The organism is Rhodococcus sp. CH91, from assembly GCF_022554085.1.
GTDB lineage: Bacteria > Actinomycetota > Actinomycetes > Mycobacteriales > Mycobacteriaceae > Rhodococcus.
Genome location: NZ_JAKFYR010000003.1, coordinates 13532 through 31110 on the forward strand (window position 1 = coordinate 13532; position 17579 = coordinate 31110).

Annotated in this window: 18 protein-coding genes and 1 riboswitch; of the genes, 7 read left to right on the forward strand and 11 right to left on the reverse strand. The window is 67.7% G+C overall.

The window, feature by feature from the left end:
* Positions 1-10: 10 nt before the first annotated feature.
* Both MOM01_RS06835 and MOM01_RS06840 read right to left on the reverse strand, forming a co-directional pair.
* Complete coding sequence (locus tag MOM01_RS06835) at positions 11-793, reverse strand: amino acid ABC transporter ATP-binding protein (protein ID WP_241384662.1); 783 nt, start codon at positions 791-793, stop codon at positions 11-13.
* Positions 790-1758, reverse strand: a complete 969-nt coding sequence (locus MOM01_RS06840) for an amino acid ABC transporter permease (protein WP_241384663.1) — start codon at positions 1756-1758, stop codon at positions 790-792. The genes MOM01_RS06835 and MOM01_RS06840 overlap by 4 nt, the downstream gene beginning before the upstream one ends.
* Before the next feature lie 269 nt (positions 1759-2027).
* Between MOM01_RS06840 and MOM01_RS06845 the strand changes: the two genes are divergently transcribed.
* From MOM01_RS06845 to MOM01_RS06870, 6 genes are all read left to right on the forward strand, one after another.
* Positions 2028-2801, forward strand: coding sequence for a sulfite exporter TauE/SafE family protein (locus MOM01_RS06845; protein ID WP_241384664.1), 774 nt, complete (start codon positions 2028-2030; stop codon positions 2799-2801).
* Between the two features lie 159 nt (positions 2802-2960).
* Complete coding sequence (locus MOM01_RS06850) at positions 2961-3521, forward strand: alternate-type signal peptide domain-containing protein (RefSeq protein WP_241384665.1); 561 nt, start codon at positions 2961-2963, stop codon at positions 3519-3521.
* A gap of 4 nt (positions 3522-3525) precedes the next feature.
* The gene (locus MOM01_RS06855; RefSeq protein ID WP_241384666.1) at positions 3526-4071 is read left to right on the forward strand and encodes a hypothetical protein; all 546 of its coding nucleotides are present in this window, start codon (positions 3526-3528) and stop codon (positions 4069-4071) included.
* Entirely contained in the window at positions 4068-4658 is a 591-nt protein-coding gene (locus MOM01_RS06860) for a signal peptidase I (RefSeq protein ID WP_241384667.1), read from the forward strand. Before MOM01_RS06855 ends, MOM01_RS06860 begins: the two co-directional genes overlap by 4 nt.
* Positions 4642-5277 (forward strand): SipW-dependent-type signal peptide-containing protein, encoded by a 636-nt coding sequence (locus tag MOM01_RS06865; RefSeq protein WP_241384668.1) that lies wholly within the window; start codon positions 4642-4644, stop codon positions 5275-5277. The genes MOM01_RS06860 and MOM01_RS06865 overlap by 17 nt, the downstream gene beginning before the upstream one ends.
* Before the next feature lie 7 nt (positions 5278-5284).
* Complete coding sequence (locus MOM01_RS06870; protein ID WP_241384669.1) at positions 5285-7246, forward strand: hypothetical protein; 1962 nt, start codon at positions 5285-5287, stop codon at positions 7244-7246.
* 342 nt (positions 7247-7588) lie between these two features.
* Here the strand turns inward: MOM01_RS06870 and MOM01_RS06875 are convergent, their stop codons facing one another.
* The 7 genes from MOM01_RS06875 to MOM01_RS06905 form a co-directional block, all read right to left on the reverse strand.
* The gene (locus MOM01_RS06875) at positions 7589-8929 is read right to left on the reverse strand and encodes a bifunctional adenosylcobinamide kinase/adenosylcobinamide-phosphate guanylyltransferase (RefSeq protein WP_241384670.1); all 1341 of its coding nucleotides are present in this window, start codon (positions 8927-8929) and stop codon (positions 7589-7591) included.
* Positions 8929-9741, reverse strand: coding sequence for an ABC transporter ATP-binding protein (locus MOM01_RS06880; RefSeq protein WP_241384671.1), 813 nt, complete (start codon positions 9739-9741; stop codon positions 8929-8931). The genes MOM01_RS06875 and MOM01_RS06880 overlap by 1 nt, the downstream gene beginning before the upstream one ends.
* Complete coding sequence (locus MOM01_RS06885) at positions 9738-10700, reverse strand: FecCD family ABC transporter permease (protein WP_241385104.1); 963 nt, start codon at positions 10698-10700, stop codon at positions 9738-9740. Before MOM01_RS06885 ends, MOM01_RS06880 begins: the two co-directional genes overlap by 4 nt.
* Before the next feature lie 104 nt (positions 10701-10804).
* Entirely contained in the window at positions 10805-11710 is a 906-nt protein-coding gene (locus MOM01_RS06890; protein WP_241384672.1) for an ABC transporter substrate-binding protein, read from the reverse strand.
* An 83-nt stretch (positions 11711-11793) separates the two neighbouring features.
* Positions 11794-11924: riboswitch (cobalamin riboswitch) on the reverse strand.
* Between the two features lie 24 nt (positions 11925-11948).
* Positions 11949-13172: an O-succinylhomoserine sulfhydrylase gene (locus MOM01_RS06895; RefSeq protein WP_241384673.1), complete on the reverse strand. Its 1224-nt coding sequence runs from the start codon at positions 13170-13172 to the stop codon at positions 11949-11951.
* A complete protein-coding gene (locus MOM01_RS06900) occupies positions 13169-13579 on the reverse strand; it encodes a rhodanese-like domain-containing protein (RefSeq protein ID WP_241384674.1) in 411 nt (136 codons plus the stop codon). The genes MOM01_RS06895 and MOM01_RS06900 overlap by 4 nt, the downstream gene beginning before the upstream one ends.
* A gap of 48 nt (positions 13580-13627) precedes the next feature.
* Positions 13628-14068 (reverse strand): nuclear transport factor 2 family protein, encoded by a 441-nt coding sequence (locus MOM01_RS06905; protein WP_241384675.1) that lies wholly within the window; start codon positions 14066-14068, stop codon positions 13628-13630.
* 291 nt (positions 14069-14359) lie between these two features.
* Here MOM01_RS06905 and MOM01_RS06910 point away from each other — a divergent pair, with 291 nt between their 5' ends.
* A complete protein-coding gene (locus tag MOM01_RS06910) occupies positions 14360-15757 on the forward strand; it encodes an FAD-dependent oxidoreductase (protein ID WP_241384676.1) in 1398 nt (465 codons plus the stop codon).
* A 93-nt stretch (positions 15758-15850) separates the two neighbouring features.
* Here MOM01_RS06910 and MOM01_RS06915 read toward each other — a convergent pair whose 3' ends face one another.
* Together MOM01_RS06915 and purT are read right to left on the reverse strand one after the other, a co-directional pair.
* On the reverse strand, positions 15851-16333 hold the full coding sequence (locus MOM01_RS06915) for a DUF456 domain-containing protein (protein WP_241384677.1): 483 nt from the start codon (positions 16331-16333) through the stop codon (positions 15851-15853).
* On the reverse strand, positions 16330-17535 hold the full coding sequence (purT, locus tag MOM01_RS06920) for a formate-dependent phosphoribosylglycinamide formyltransferase (protein WP_241384678.1): 1206 nt from the start codon (positions 17533-17535) through the stop codon (positions 16330-16332). Before purT ends, MOM01_RS06915 begins: the two co-directional genes overlap by 4 nt.
* Positions 17536-17579: the final 44 nt, after the last annotated feature.

Consider the following 17579-nt stretch of genomic DNA (forward strand, 5'->3'; position numbering starts at 1 on the left):
GGGACAGGAATCAGAGAACGCGGGACAGGAACGACACGGTGCGTTCCTGCTGTGGATCGTCGAGGATCTCGTGGGGTGGCCCCTGTTCGACGATGAGGCCGTCGTCCATGAACACGACGGTGTCGGCGACCTCGCGGGCGAAACCGATCTCGTGCGTGACGATCACGAGAGTCACCCCGTCGGCGGCGAGATTGCGGATGACACCGAGGACCTCGCCGACGAGTTCGGGATCGAGCGCCGACGTCGGCTCGTCGAACAGGATCACGGCGGGCCGCAGGGCCAGGGCGCGTGCGATCGCGACGCGCTGTTGCTGGCCGCCGGACAGCTGCTTGGGATAGTCGTGGAGCTTGTCGCCCACGCCGACCCGGGCGAGCAGCGCGCGGGCGTCGGCGTCGGCCTCCGCGCGGTCTCGTCCCTGCGCCGAGATCGGTGCTTCGACGACGTTCTCGAGGGCGGTCAGGTGTGGGAAGAGCGAGAAGTTCTGGAAGACGAATCCGATTCGCGAGCGCTGATGAAGGACCTCGCGGCCTCGTAACTCGTGCAGAGTGTTTCCGCGGCGCCGGTAACCGATCAGCTCGCCGTCGATCCGGACGGTGCCGCGGTCGACCTTCTCGAGGTGATTGAGCGTGCGCAGCAGCGTGGACTTGCCCGATCCGGAAGGCCCGAGGATCACGGTGACCGAACCCTTCCGCAGCCGGAGGTCGATGCCTTTGAGGACGTGCAGCGGGCCGAACGACTTGTGGACGCCGCGTACGTCGACGACGACGTCCGCCTCGTCGTCGGGCCCGGTCATCCGGTCTCTCCGCGGCGAACGCTGAATCCGCCTCGGCGGATCTCCCGGCACTTCGCGACCGCACGCTGCCGCGGCGTGGGCGGCAGTTCGCGCGCCGAACCACGCGCGTAGTGGCGTTCGAGGTAGTACTGCCCGATCGACAGGATCGTGGTGAGGACGATGTACCACACGGTCGCGACCATGAGCATCGGCACGACACGTCCGGTGCGGCCGAAAATCACCTGCACCTGGTAGAAGAGTTCGGCGATGGCCATCGTGGACACGATCGACGTTCCCTTGAACAGACCGATCACCTCGTTGGCGGCATTCGGAAGAATCGCGCGCATGGCCTGAGGAAGAACGATTCTCGTGAACTGCCGATAGCGCGGAATGCCGAGGGCGTTCGCGGCTTCGATCTGTCCGTGGTCGACCGAGACGATGCCGGCCCGGATGATCTCGGCGGAATATGCGGCCTGATGCAGTGCGAGCCCGATGACGGCGGCGGTGAATCCGGAGATCACCCCGGCGACACCGAATTCGAAGAAGGCGGGCCTGAACGGAATCCCGATCGAGAGCGTCTTGTAGAGGTACGCGATGTTGAACCAGAACAGCAGCTGGACGATCAGCGGGATCGACCGGAACGCCCAAATATAGGTCCACGCGACCACCTGGAGAACAGGATTGTCGGACAGGCGGCCGGCGGCGAGGACGACACCGAGCGCGAAACCCAGGACCGTCCCCCACACAGTGAGCTCGATCGTCGTCCACAGCGCCGCCAGCACGGAGGAGGCGGTGAAATACTGCGTGAAGGTGGGCCAATCCCAACCCGGGTTGGTGGCGAGCCCGTGCACGAACTGTGCGACCACGACCAGAACTGCGGCAGTGCTCACCCACCGCCACGGGTGCCGAGTGCGAGCGACGACCAGATCTTCGTCGTCGACACGGTCGATCGTCGCGTCGGCGCGATAGGCGGTCGGCGCGCTCACGGTGACATCCTGCGGACAGCAGACATCGGAGACCTTTCGGGATGCGGAGAGTTCCGTGTCCGATCCGTCCCCCTGCAGACGGACCGGACACACGGGGCTGCAGCCGAGTGCTCGGCGGCTGGTCGCGGCTCAAGCTACGGAGTACCGACCAGCCGGGACAGCCTTTCTCTCACCGTGATCGGAACAGCCCCGGAACGCATGGCAGAACCGGCGACGTCGCGCGAACGGCGACCACGAGGCCGCGACCGACGAGACGTAGACTCCGGTCGGTGACCCCGCTCGAACTGTTCCTCGTCGCCCTCGCCGGCCTGGGCGCCGGAGCCATCAATTCCCTCGTCGGGTCCGGCACCCTCATCACGTTCCCGACGCTCGTCGCGTTCGGGGTGCCGCCCGTGACGGCGACGATGTCCAACGCGATCGGTCTCGTCGCCGGTGGCGTATCCGGAACCTGGGGATACCGACGCGAATTGCGTGGGCAATGGACTCGCCTGCGATGGCAGATCCCGGCGTCGTTCGGTGGTGCTCTCCTCGGAGCCTGGCTCCTGCTGCACCTACCGGAGACGGTCTTCGAGACCGTCGTACCGGTCCTGCTCGTGCTGGCGCTGGTTCTCGTCGTGCTGCAGCCGAGGATCCAGGCCTGGGTGTCGCGCAGATCGGGTGGCGATGCCGACGGACGACTCGGACCGGTGCGGACGACCTTGCTCATCGGTGGTACCTTCGCCGTCGGCGCCTACGGCGGGTATTTCACCGCCGCCCAGGGGATTCTCCTGATGGGTCTGTTCGGCGCCTTGCTGAACGACGACATCCAGCGCCAGAATGCCGCGAAGAATCTGCTGTCGCTGGTCGTGAACGTCGTCGCCGCCGGCGCGTACATCCTCGTCGCCTTCGACCGGATCGATTGGACGGTCGCGGCATTGATCGCTGCGGGGTCGCTGGTCGGCGGTCATCTCGGTGCGCTCTACGGGCGCCGCCTGTCGCCGACCGCGTTGCGGATCGTGATCGTCGTGGTCGGACTGGTCGGCTTGTACCGCCTGCTCTTCTGAGCCGTGGGAGTTCGTCGTTTCTTCCTGAAGATAACGAAACCATTTCCTACCGTCCCTATTGATTGCAAATGCCTCACAAGGGACGGGCTTTAGGTATGGAATAGATCACATTGGGTATCCAACGGAAACCGGAAAGCGTGATCTTCGAGGGGAGACCGTATGAAAAAACAGACCAAAGGCGCGATAGCCGCAGGTGCCGGAGCGATCCTGCTCCTGGGCGGGCTGGGCAGCCTGGCGTTCTGGAACGACCAGACCGACGGTGACGCCGGAACGATCACGTCCGGTCAGCTGACGCTCGGGGAGTGCGTCGGCGGCGGGACGTGGACCGATGTCGGCACCGGGGCGCCGATCGGCGACATCTCCTCGTTCCGGATCGTCCCGGGCGACACCGTGCGCTACACCTGCAACACCACACTCACCGCCCAGGGCGACAACCTGCAGGCCACCCTCACCGCCAACCTCGACGGTGTCACAGGCGACGCAGAACTGCGACAGGCGTTGATCACGACCGTCGATGCCAGTTATGCCGGGCAAACGTTCTCGGGCGGGACGGACGGAGTGCAGGTCACCGCCAACGACGGCACGGCACAGCCCATTTCGGCGACCGTCACCGTCACCTTCGATTCCGCCACGTCGGGGACGACCGGCCAGAATCAAACCGTCGACCTCGGCAATCTGGGTCTGAATCTGGTGCAGAACACGAACCCCGACCCCGCATAAGGGCATGAGGCGGGGATCGATCTGGATCGCCGCAGTCGCATCGGTTCTGCTGGTGGCGCTCTGGTCCACTCAGCAGACCGGCGCGCTGTGGCGCGACAGAGCACAGATCAGCGGCGGGACGATCACCTCGGGAAGCCTCACGATCCTGGCGCAGGGCTCCCAGGACTACACGTGGTCGAACTTCGGCGGCACCAATCTGTCGCGGGGATCCGTTGTGCAGCAGCCATTGACGGTCACCGTCGAAGGTGACGTCGAAGCACGTTACCGGCTGCAGGCAGTACAGCCTGGTTCGCCGCAGCTGCCGATCGCAGTGACAGCGTGGATCGTCCGGTCCGCCGACGCATGCCCGACCTCGTCCGGTGGAGCAGTGGCTGCGCCGGTCTCGACGGTCGACGGGCCTTGGACTGCGTTTCCGGCTCCAGGGGAAGGACGGTCGGCCGCACCGGGCACCACAGAGGTGTGGTGCCTGCGGGCGACCGTCGGAGCCGACGCAGCACAAGGCGCGTCGACCGCACTCGCGCTCGAATTCCGAGTGGAGCAGAAGACATGAACGATTCGCGAGACGGGGACGAGCACACGGGGCCGTTCTGGTGGGTCGGCTCCGTACTGACCTGGGCCCTGCTGTTCGCCATGCTCACACTGCTGGCGGTCACCATCCTGATTCCGGCGGTGGCAGGTGGCGAACGATTCACCGTACTGACCGGGTCGATGGATCCCACCTATCCGCCCGGCACCCTCATCGTGGTCGTGCCGGTCGAGCCCGACGAGCTCGCGGTCGGAATGCCCGTGACGTACCAGTTGCGTTCGGGCGAGCCCACTGTGGTGACACACCGGATCGTCGCCTCCACCCAGTCCACGAAGGGGAAACGCACCTACATCACCCGGGGCGACGCCAACGACGTCCCGGACGAGGATCCGATCGTCCACGAGCAGATCCGAGGGCGGGTCTGGTATTCGATCCCCTATCTCGGCTACGTGAACAATTGGCTCACCGGGCAACAGCGCTCGTGGACGATCGGGATCATCGCCACTGTCCTGTTCGCTTATGCGGCAACTCTGTTCGCCGGCGGGATCCGGGACGGTGGACGTGAGCGCGCGGAGCGGGCGTCGAGAGGAGACCATGCGCACCGGAGATGACGTCCTCGATCGACTGCGCACGTACGCGCGGGGCGCCCGTTGGGCGTTCACCGTCCGGGTACGCGCCCTGCTCTCACTCGGCACGATCCTTGCACTCGGCGCCGCGGGAACCTTCGCTGCGTGGGCGAATTCAGCTGTTGCCACGGGAACATTCAGCACCGGCACGGTCGACCTCCGCGCGAACGACGTGAAGTCCTTCACGTTCTCCGATCTGACCGTGTCGGGCATGATGCCGGGAGAGAGCCGGGCGGGGAGTCTGCGGGTCCAGAACACACGGTCGACGATGGACGTCCTCTATACGGTGGGTGTCGCCACGCCTGTGGGAAGCCCCGCACTGGCGAACAGCCTCCAGCTCAGAGTCTTCAGCGGGGGAACTCCGTCGAACACCACCGCGGGCGGCATGCGCACGGGATCGTGCACGGGCACGCAGATCGGGCAGGCGAACCCGGCTGCGGGAAGTACAGCACCCCTCGTCACGACGGCGCGTCCCCTCGCCGCGACGACCGGTATCGAGACACTCTGCATGGTCGTGTCGCTTCCCGCCTCGGCGCCGCTCACCACACAGAACCAGAGCGTGACCGCCCTCGTGTTCACCTTCGCCGCGCAGACCACCGTGTGAGGCCGCAGTGAACGGACACGGGATCGAGACGCGACCCGCACGCAGATGGCGGGACACCGCGCTGACCGTCGGCGCCGTCGTCGGCAGTCTGTGCATCCTGGCCACCGTCGTGTCGATTCTGTTCGGCGTGACACCCCTGGTCTTCCGTTCGGGTTCCATGGCGCCCGCGATCCCGTCGGGCGCGCTCGCGATCGCACGGGACGTCCCTGCGGCCGAACTTCGGGCGGGTGATGTGGTGAGTGTGATCAACGATCAAGGAAGCCGTGTCACCCACCGGATCGTGGAAGTGCAGTCGATCGCCGGAAACACGGCACTCCTGCGGCTGCAGGGTGATGCGAATCCGGAACCGGACGCCCGAAGCTACGGGGTGAGCTCGGCGGAACGCGTCCTCTTCCACGTCGACGGTCTCGGCTATCTCGTGGCGTGGCTCCGGACCGTCCCCGGTCTTCTCGTGCTGGCGATACTGTCCGCTGTCCTCGTCCGGATCGCGATGCGCCCGAACGGTCCTGTGCGCACGAACACCTCCGTTCCCGCGACCCCGCTCGCCGTACTCGTGATCGTGTCCGCGGTCGGCATCGCACACACGCCGGGAACCGGGGCGACCTTCACGGACAGCGCGACCGCCAGGAGTGGGGCGTTCACGTCGAAAGCCGAGTACGTACCGAGAATCTCGGGGACCGTCGGCTGCACCAGCAAGTCCGTCGCCGACCTGCCCGATCCGGTCACGCTCAGATGGACCCATCTGGGAGCGCCCTATCAGTACCGGATCATCCTGCGGGACCTGGACGGCCGGGTGTGGCGCACCGCCGACGTCACGAACATCACGGTGGCAGCGGGCAGCACGATCACGTACGACCTCTACGGCACCGGCCTTCCCCGCCGCAGCGTCATCTGGCAGTACAACGCGGAAGTACACACCATGCTGCCGGGAGGCGCCGTGTCGGCAGCGTGGCGGGGCCGCCTCGTCTCCCAGCCTCTGTCGGCAGGCAACCACAACCAGGATCTCAACTGCAGCCCGAGCGGTGAACGTGACGGGACTCCGACCTATGTGGCGCCGCCGGCTTCCGTCACCTGCTCCACCACCGGTACAGGCAGCGGCACCACGGCTGTGTTGACGTGGCCGCACGTCGGCACGGGCGTCACCTATCACGTCACCGCGCGTAATCCGTCGAACGGCAATATCGTCTATGCCACCACCGTCACCGCCACCCCGGCGACCGCAGGGCAGCCGGTGACCGGCAGGATCTCCCGGACCAATCTCGACACCGCTCTCATCACCGCCGACACTGTCGTCGCCGAGGTCAGATCCGTTCAAGGAGGCTCGTACTCCACGGGATTCGTCGCATATCGCGTGAGCACGACCGCCACGACCGGTGTCACATGCTCCGCCCCCGCGGCAGGAGCACGCTCGTTGCCACAGGTGCCTGCGGCCCCGACGACGTCCGTCCCCCCGGAGAGCGCTGCGGCCTCGAGCGTTCCGGGCGCTGTGACCACCGAGAGCAGTCCCGCACCGCCCGGATCACCGTCCGCGCCCGAGGAGACGGCGCTGACCGCCGCGGTCCGCTCACCGTCCGGCCTGTACTCGGCGCGTCTCGTCGGATCGGAGGACGGGATCCACGCCGTGATCACCTCCGCGCCCGGTGACGAGGAGTATCGCACCGACGCATCTGTGAACGACACGCTCAGGTGGGCGACGGAGACGGACCGGTTGCACATCACCGGAAGCTCGGGGAGCTGGGTGATCACCGAAGTAGGGGGCTCGTGGGTCAAGACCGCAGTGGTCGAGCCGGCCCCCGCTCCCCCTCCTGCCCCCGCCCCGTTGCCGGACCCTGTCCCATCGCCGGTCGACGAGCCCGCACCGGTTCCCGTCCCGGAAGAAGCTCCGGCACCACCTCCGCCGACCTCGCCGTCCGCCGATCTTCCCGAGCCCGCCGTGGAGCCGCCTCCCGACGATGGATCGGAGGGATGATCCGAAGCTTGCAGGGCCACAGTAGAGCTCGCAGCCCTGGAGGTCGTCCTCCAGGGCTGCGAAGTTCACTTTTGCCCTGCGAACTTTCTCCTGCAGCGACACGCCGGTTCCGCTGTTCGTGACGTCGAAGGTCACCCAGCCCGAGTAGGTGGTTACGGGGTCGAACACGGTCGGTAAGGGCGTACCCACATCACGTTCCCCGGTCGCTGAGCCGACGGCCGCGGTTCCTCCGTCGGCGAGGACCTCCTCGACATCCGACACACGGAGACCCTCGAGATGATGTGCACCGAGAGGTGCTCACGGTCAACCGCACGGCGACGCAACCGGACGAGGGCGTTCTTTCTATTTCAGAATCAACGGAATTCCGGCGACCACGAGCACTGCCGATTCGCTCACTTCCGCGACCGTCGCGTTGAGCCGGCCCAGCAGGTCGCGGAACAACCGTCCCGAGGATGTCGCCGGAACCACCCCGCTGCCCACCTCGTTGCTCACGGCGACGACCGGTACCGCGCACTCCCGCCACGCGGCGAGCAAGTCCTCCATGTCGGAACGGACGGGCCCGAGGTCGCCACCCTCCCAGACGCCGTGGCGATCCAACCTCCCCGTCAGCCAGGTCCCGAGGCAATCGATCAGGAGCGGATCCGTGGCCGTGCGCAGCACATCGGCCACATCGACCGTCTCGATCGTCGACCACGAATCCGGTCGCCTTTCCCGGTGCAGCGCAACACGTTCGGCCCATTCGGAGTCACCCTCGCGCGTCCCGCCGGTGGCGACGTAGGTGACGGTGCGGTGGGCAGCCAGCATGTCCTCGGCGTAGCGCGACTTGCCCGAGCGCACACCCCCGAGCACGAGCGTCCGATGTGCCGCTGCGGCAGATCCTCCACCCACGTGCACCGCCTCACCATCGCTTCCCGCACGAGCACCGAACTGCTGCAACCGGTTCCGGAGTGATCCGATGTCCGGATTGTGATGTCCCAGGTGCACCGCGACGACATCGGTCTCCGCCGTGACGGCACCCACGCCGCGCAACCCGTCCACCATCGCACCGAACTCGGCGAGTCCGAGATGACCGTCGGACAACTCGGAGCGGTCGCCGAATGTCTCCTCGAGGAACACCGCATCGAACTGCGCGTCGCGCACCGCGCGGAACCATTCCTGCGGCCACGGCCCGGTGTCGCACGCCCACAGCAACCGGGACCCGCCGGGGCCCGTGACGTCGTACAGCACGGCGTCGCCGTCCCGGAAGACCTTGTGCCGAGCGGGAAGGACGCGCACGTCGTACTCCCCCACCGCGATCCGCGCACCGGGCTCGACCGGCACGAACCGCACGGGGTCGCCGGGGCCCACCCACGGCCGGCAGGTATCGAGGGCATCGGCAGGGCCGATCACCTCGAGCTCGCCGCACCCCTCGATCCACGACCGGAACAGCAGCGCCTGCGGTCCCAGATGGTCGGCATGGGCGTGCGTCAGGAGAATGTGCCGCACGTTCGCGAGCGTCCTGCCGTAGCGCACGGCGGCGCGCGGAGCCTCCGGCCCGCAGTCCAGCAGCAACACGTCGTCGACGAGTGCCGCCGTCTGCCCGCGGATCTCCCCGCGGCGCGCGGCGTCCGAGCAGGATACACACGAGCAGAACGGATTCGGCCACCCGTCGGCCGCGCCGGTGCCCAGGAGTAGGACCTCCATCAGCGTCCCTCCCGATCGTCGCGTAACGGAAGGACGGCGCGACCGGCCGGCCGGTCGAGGATCTCCACCCGGGCGCCGTAGACGTGGGCGACACGCTCGGCGGTGAGCACGTCGGCGGGCGCGCCGTCGGCCACGACCCGGCCGTGCTCGAGCAGCACGAGCCGTTCTCCGTACTGCGCGGCGGAGGTCAGGTCGTGCATCGCGGCGATGACCGTCAGTTCGCCCTCCGTACGCATCGAATCGACGAGTTCGAGCACCTGTTGCTGATGCCCGATGTCGAGAGCACTGGTGGGCTCGTCGAGGAGGAGAACCCGCGGCTGCTGGGCGAGAGCGCGAGCGAGCACGACACGTTGCAGTTCGCCGCCCGACAACTCGGTGGCGAGCCGCGGCGCGAACTCCTCGAGCTCGAGACGCTCGACGACCCGGTCGACGATCTCCCGATCGTGCGCCGTCTCCGAACCGAAGCGCGGGATGTGCGGGGTGCGCCCGAGATGGATCAGTTCCCGGACCGTGACGCCTTCGGGAACCACCGGACGCTGCGGCATCAAGGCCACCGCGCGCGCCATGTCCCGCCGCCCGGCACGCCCGGGTACGACTCCGGCGACCTCGAGGCGTCCGGAGGCCGGTACCAATCCGGCCAGTGCATGCAGCAGCGTGGTCTTCCCCGATCCGTTGGGTCCGACCAGTGACACCCAGGAACCCGCGACGACGTTCAGATCGACCTCGTGCAGCACCTCGACACCGCCGCGCGAGGCGCTCAACCGGCGGCACGACACCGACACGCCCCCCGCGGCGAGGACATCACCTCTCATCGGACACCTCGACTTCGTCGGAGCACGATCAGGAAGAAGGGTGCGCCGATCGCGGCGGTCACCACGCCGATCGGCAACTCCGCGGGCGACATGACGGTGCGCGCCAGGACGTCCGCGAGGACGAGGAACGACGCGCCCACCAGCAGTGACAGCGGTAGCAGGAGCCGGTGGCCGGGGCCGACGAGAAGCCGGACCGCGTGGGGCACGACGATTCCGACGAAACCGATGAGACCGCTCGCGGAGACGACCGCGGCGGTACCGAGCGTTGCCACGCCCACCAGCAGGAAGCGCACGCGTGCCGGGTCGATACCGAGGCTCGCGGCTTCGACGTCACCGACCGCCATGACATCGAGCGTGCGCCGGTGCAGCGCGATGATCGCCACCGTGACCACCACGTAGGGCAGGATCATCGTGACATCGGACCAGCCGTCGGTGGACAGGCGTCCGAGCATCCACGAGTACACCTGCCGCAGGGTGTCGTCGTGGAGTTGCATGAAGAAGGTCTGGATCGCATTGGCGAATGCCGCGACCGCGACACCGGCGAGGATGATCACGACCTCCGATCGGCTGCCGCCGACGGTGCGGCCGAGCGAATAGGTCGCGCCGACGGCGAGCAGTCCTCCCGCGAACGCCGCGAGAGGAACACCGGCGAACCCGGCCGCCCCACCCACGACGATGGCGAGGGTGGCGCCGAGACCGGCACCGCTGGACACCCCGAGCAGATAGGGGTCGGCGAGCGGGTTGCGGAAGACTCCCTGGTAGGCCGCCCCCGCGATGGCCAGCATCGCCCCGACCAGCACCCCGAGCACGACGCGCGGCATCCGGATGTTCCACAGGATGGCCTGCTGGCGCGTGCTCAGTCCGGAGTCGACGTCGACGAACGGCATCCGATCGGCGATGTCGAGAAGCACGCCGCCGGGAGTGAGACCGGCGGGGCCGACGAGGATGCCGAGCAGCATCGTGGCGAGCAGGACGAGCACCGCCCCCGCCAGTACGAGCGTATGACGCGCTGAGATCCGCCCTCCACCGTGCGGCAGTGAGCGGATGCTGCGCGACAGCGGGATCAAGACGTGGGCTGAGCCGCGGGGATGCCACCGACGACCCGGGCGACCTCGCGCACCAGGTCCACCACGCGCGGACCCCAGCGGCTCGCGATGTCCTCGTCGAGGACGTAGACGTGCCCGTCGCGCACGGCGGTCAGCTCGTTCCAGCCCGCGCGCTCGGCGACCGTCTCGGGTGTCACTCCGCAGCACTGCCCGTCCGCAAGGAAGATCACGTCGGGATCCTGTTCGAGGATGTACTCGGCGGACAGCTGCGGGTAGCCGTTGCCGCCCGTCGCGATGGACGTCAGTCCCAGCATCGAGTAGATCTCGCCGATGTAGGTGTCGTCGGTGACGGAGTAGAAGGTGTTGTCCAGCTCGTGGTAGTAGCGCAGCGGAGTCTCCCGGGCGGGAAGCCCGGCGAGGATCTCGTCGATCTCGGTCCTCATCTGCGCGACGAGCCCGGCGGCGTCCGCGACGTGGCCGGTGGCAACTCCGAGCTGTTCGAGCTGGGTGTAGGTGTCGTCCAGGTTCTCCGCGGCCGGAAGGATCAGCGTCTCGACGCCGGCCTGTTCGAGTCCGGCGACGAGGTCGGCGGTGTCGGCGGTGGCCACGACCAGGTCGGGTTCGTAGCCGAGGACCGCTTCGACGTTGGGGGTGTAACCGGACAGCTCGGTGACGGGCACATCGGCCGGGTAGTCGGACTGGTCGTCGACTGCGATCACCTGGTCGCCGGCACCGATGGCGTAGAGCATCTCGGTGGTGGTCGGGCTCAGCGAGACGATGGCCTGCGGGGCATCGGCGGCCGTTCCGGATGCGGCATCGCCGCCGGCAGCCGGATCGTCACTGCCGCACGCTGCGGTGAACAGCGCGACTGTCGCGATTCCGGCGGCGAGCAGCCGTCGGGTGTTGTCGAGGGGCACAGCCATCCTCCGTTACTCGGAGGACGAAAACAGTCCGGCTGCAACGATGCGTTGCGGCACGTCCCGTCCTTCGTCCGAGGACCAGTACGTACGGACCCTCCACGCCGGCTGACCTGGCTCGCCCGGAGAAACCGGGACTCACAGTTGCGGGACAGCGCCGGATTCGCACCGGCTTCACCGAAAACGCAGCGGGTGTCCTACCGGAACGGCAGGACACCCGCAGCGTAACTCACGGCGTACCAGGTCAGGACAGCGCCTGCTGGAGGTCTTCGAGCAGATCCTCGGGATCCTCGAGACCGACCGACAGCCGCACCACCCCGTCGGACAGGCCGATCGCGGCCCTGCCCTCCGGCCCCATCGCACGGTGAGTGGTGGTCGCCGGATGCGTGATGAGCGACTTGGCGTCGCCGAGATTGTTCGAGATGTCGACGATGCGCAGCTTGTTCAACAGCTCGAATGCGCGCTTCTTGCCGTCTCCCTCGGGGGCGTCGAGTTCGAAGGTGATGATCGTGCCGCCGCCGCTCATCTGCGACCTCGCCAGCTCGTACTGGGGATGCGATTCGAGGAACGGATATTTGACCCAGCGGACCGCATCCTGCGATTCGAGGAACTGCGCGATACGCAGTGCGGAGTCGACCGACGCGCGGACCCGCACGGGCATGGTTTCGAGACCCTTGAGCAAGGTCCACGCGTTGAACGGGCTCAGCGCCGGCCCGGTGTGACGGATCAGCTGCTGCACCGGGCCGTCGATGTAGTCCTTGGGCCCGAGGATCGCACCGCCGAGCACACGCCCCTGGCCGTCGATGTGCTTGGTGCCCGAGTAGACGACGACGTCGGCCCCGAGATCGAGGCTGCGCTGCAGCAGCGGGGTGGCGAAGACGTTGTCCAGCACCACCTTCGCGCCTGCGGCATGCGCCATCTCGGAGACCCGGCGGACGTCGACGAGGGTCTGCATCGGGTTCGACGGGGTCTCGAAGAAGACCGCGGTCGTGGGCACCGACAGCGCCTTCTCCCACTGGTCGAGGTCCTCGCCGTCGACGAAGACCGTCTCGACGCCCCAGCGGGGCAGGATCTCGTTGCAGACGACGAAGCACGAGCCGAAGAGACTGCGCGCGGCGACGAGGCGATCTCCCTTGCCGAGCAGCGCCGCGAGCGCGGTGAACACCGCCGACATTCCCGAGGCGGTGGCATAGGCCCCCTCGGCGCCGTCGAGCAGGCGCAGACGTTCCTCGAACATCTTCACCGTGGGATTGCCGTAACGCGAGTAGACGAAGTGGTCGACCTCACCGGTGAAGGCGGCCTCGGCGGCCTCGGCCGACTCGTAGACGAAACCGGAGTTGAGGTAGAGCGCCTCGGAGGTCTCCTCGAAGCCCGAACGGAGGGTGCCGCCGCGCACACCGAGCGTGGCGGGACGAACGGTATCGGGAAGCGCCCGCTGGAAGGCACCGCCCTGGGGGATGGAACTCACGACTGCCTCCACGGCAGGCCCGCGGCCCGCCAGCCCTCGGCGCCGCGATGACCCTCACCGTCGAGCGCGCCTTCGAATCCTTGGAGAATGTTGTAGGCGGGGGCCAGGCCGGCGGCGGTGGCCGCTTCGGCGGCCCCGATCGAGCGCTGGCCCGAGCGACACAGGAAGATCACCGGTCCGCTGTCGATACCCGCTGCCCGCAGATCCTCGACGAACGTCGGGTTCGGGGCACCGTCGGGGTAGCGGACCCACTCGACGAACACCGTCCGGCGGCCGAGCGTCGAGGTCTCGGGGACCCCGACATATTTCCACTCGGCCTCGGTACGTACATCGACGAGCACGGCATCCGGATGGTCCCGCAGCAGGTCCCATGCCTGCTGCGGCGTTATATCACCTGCGTAGCTCACCCGACCATGTTTTCACAGCTCACGCCTTCACGTGCACGCGGCACCGCCTCAGAAGCGGCAGACCCGCCACACATCGTCGATACGGACGACCTGCCATGTCTCGGTCTGCGGCTCGCCGTCGATCCCGGCACGGACGTCCACCGTCGCCCGGTCCCCGTCCACGGAGATGTTCTGCGTGGCCTGCAGCTCGACGCGTCCGTCGACGTCCGCCAGCGGGGCTTCCTCGGCGGGCAGGTCGGCGCAGCGCAGCCGGTCGAGGATCGGCTCGTCGTTCTCGTTGTGGGCGTTGACGTAGTCGGTGACCGCGCGACGCACCATGTCGTCGTCGGTCAGTTCGTCGCCGGGCGGGGAGAAAATCTGCGCGCCGAAGACGATCAGTACGAGCACCACGAGCACAGCGAGGGCTCCGAGGAAGGGGCCCATACTGTTGTTGGTCGGGCCGTCCGGATCCGGACCGGGATCGGGTTCGGGTGCTCCGCGCTTCGCCATACTGCCGATCCTAGTGGGAGCGGAATCGGCGCCTGTCACGGCCGCGTTTGCCCCAAAAACCCTCGTGAGGTAGGAATTGTGCATGGCCACCACGCAGCTCGTCCGACGCCTCGCCGTCGACCTGTGCCGCATGGGTGCCCACATGTGTTGTCGCTGAAGCGATTCGCTCGACGGCTCGATGTCTCTTCCTTCGCCGTCATCCCTGCGCGACCTGCGCCGAGCCCGCTGAGGGCAGCCTTAATTTAAGCTGGATATGTCCGTCCGCACACCGAAGAGGTAGTTGATCCCCTGATGACCGATCAGACTCGTCCCCTTCGCGTCGCGATCGTCGGTGCCGGTCCCGCCGGTATCTACGCCGCCGATGCGCTCATGAAGTCCGACACTGCGCAGGATCCCGGGGTCAGCATCGACCTGTTCGAGCGCATGCCGGCACCGTTCGGTCTGATCCGTTACGGTGTCGCTCCCGATCATCCGCGCATCAAGGGCATCATCACCGCCCTGCACAAGGTGCTCGACAAGCCGCAGATCCGCTTGCTCGGCAACCTCGACTACGGCACCGACTTCACCCTCGACGACCTGCAGCGTTTCTACGATGCGGTGATCTTCTCCACCGGCGCGAACGCGGACCGCGCCCTGAACATCCCCGGTATCGACCTCGACGGCAGCTACGGCGCCGCCGACTTCGTGTCCTGGTACGACGGACACCCGGACGTGCCGCGCACCTGGCCGCTCGATGCCGAGAAGGTCGCCGTCCTCGGCGTCGGCAACGTCGCGCTCGATGTCGCGCGTGTGCTCGCCAAGACCGGCGACGAACTGCTGCCGACGGAGATCCCGCCGAACGTCTACGAGGGTCTGAAGAACAACAAGGCCGTCGAGGTGCACGTCTTCGGTCGCCGCGGCCCTGCGCAGGCCAAGTTCACGCCCCTCGAGCTACGCGAACTCGACCACTCCCCCACCATCGAGGTCATCGTCGACCCGGAGGACATCGACTACGACGAGGCCTCCGAACAGGCCCGCCGCAACTCCAAGCAGGTCGACATGGTCGCCAACACCCTGCAGGACTGGGCGATCCGCGACGTGGGAGACCGCCCGCACAAGCTGTTCCTGCACTTCTTCGAGTCCCCGCACGAGATCCTCGGTGAGGACGGCAAGGTCGTCGGGCTCCGTACCGAGCGCACCGAACTCGACGGCACCGGCAACGTCCGCGGCACCGGAAAGTTCCGCGATTGGGACGTCCAGGCCGTCTACCGCGCGGTCGGCTACCTGTCGCAGAACATCGCCAAGCTGCCCTTCGACGAGCAGGCCGGCACCGTGCCCAACGAGGCCGGACGCGTGCTCGCCGACGAGGCGGCCGAGGGCCCGGACCGGTTCCTGCCGTACACCTACGTCACCGGCTGGATCAAGCGCGGCCCTGTGGGCCTGATCGGCCACACCAAGGGCGACGCGAACGAGACCGTCGCGAACCTGCTCGAGGATCGTGCCGCCGGACGGCTGAACGACCCGGAGGATCCGTCCGAGGACGCGATCGTGAAGTTCCTCGAGGACAAGCAGCTGCCGTACACGACCTGGCAGGGTTGGTACCGCCTCGACGCGCACGAGCGCAGCCTCGGTGAGGCCGAGGGCCGCGAGCGGGTCAAGGTCGTCGAGCGCGAGGACATGTTCCGTGCGTCCGAGCCCGACAAGGCCTGATGGTGCCGTGACCGGCAGGGCCTGACCCACACACTGCACAACGAGGGACCCGTCCACCCGGACGGGTCCCTCGTTGCGTTCGCGGCGCCCGGTTCAGGTGAACAGGACCGCTCCGAGCCACGCCGAGGCGGCCACGAGACCCCCGAGCAGTTCGACGAGGATCGACAGCGCGACCGCCTTCGTGGCCGCCACCGTGGCCACCCACGCCGCGCGGTGCGTGCGGTGCCGCTGCACCTCCGACAGATACATGCCCAGCAGGAAACCGAGGAACAGACCGACGACGGGAACGACGAAGAATCCGACGATCCCGAGCAGTCCCGCGACGATCAGCGAGCGGTTCGGTACTCCGGCCTGCTGCAGCCGCTTACCGGGCCAGGTGTACTTCACGATCCCGGTGACCAGCAGGGCCACGGCCGCCACCGCCAGCACCGACCATGCCGCGGTTCCGCCCGTGACGAACGCCCACACCGCGATCGCGGCGAAGATCAGAAGGACGCCGGGGAGGATCGGCAGGACGATCCCGAGCAGACCGACGAGGATCGCTGCTCCGACGAGTAGTTCGCCCCCGACGCTCACGGCACGACCGGCTGTACCAGTGATGCCGCTTCGGCCGCCCGGGCCCGCGCGGTCTCGATGTCGGGGCCGGTGGAGACGGCCACGCCCATCCGGCGACGCCGGAACGACTCGGGCTTGCCGAACAGCCTGAGGTCGGTCTCGGGCACCCGAAGTGCCTCCGCCACCCCGTCGAAGGCGATCCCCACGGCGTCGACTCCGCCGTAGATCACCGCCGACGCCCCGGGAGTGATCGGAGTCGTGTCGACGGGCAGACCCAGGATCGCGCGTGCGTGCAATTCGAACTCGGAGTAACGCTGGGTGCGCAGGGTGACCAGGCCGGTGTCGTGCGGACGCGGGCTGACCTCGGAAAAGTAGACCTCATCGCCCTTGACGAACAGTTCGACGCCGAACACGCCACGTCCACCGAGTGCACCGGTGACCGCCGCCGCGACCTCACGCGCGCGTGCGAGGGCGGTCTCGCTCATCGGTTGCGGCTGCCAGGACTCGACGTAGTCCCCGTCTCGCTGCAGGTGCCCGATGGGTTCACAGAAGTACGTCTCGACCTCGCCCGACGCCCCGACCGCACGAACGGTGAGCTGGGTGATCTCGTAGTCGAAGTCCACGAACCCCTCGACGATGACGGTGCCGCGGTCGATGCGGCCGCCGGTGAGCGCGTAGTCCCAGGCACCGGCAAGATCGTCGGCGGACCGGACGGTCGACTGACCTTTGCCGGAGGACGACATCACGGGCTTGATCACGCACGGGAAGCCGACCTGTTCGGCCGCCTCCCGAACCTCTTCGAGGCTGGTCGCGAAGCGGTACGGGGAGGTCGGCAGGCCGAGTTCCTCGGCGGCGAGGCGGCGGATGCCCTCGCGGTTCATGGTCAGCTGCGTGGCCCGGGCGGTCGGAACGACCTCGGCGAGTCCTCGCTCCTCGACGATGGCCAGCACATCGGTGGCGATCGCCTCGATCTCCGGCACCACCAGGTCGGGCCGTTCGGACTCGATGAGCGCGAGCAGTGCCTCGGGGTCTCCCATGTCGATGGTGTGGGCACGATGCGCGACCTGGTGTCCGGGCGCGTTCGCGTAGCGGTCCACGGCCACGACCTCGACGCCGAGCCGTTGCAGCGCGATGACCACTTCCTTGCCGAGCTCGCCCGAGCCGAGCAGGAGGACCTTCGTGGCGTTCGAAGACAGCGGAGTACCGAGACGCGGTGAGACCATGGTGGGACTATATGTGCCACCGGACCACGGCCCCGGGAGGGACT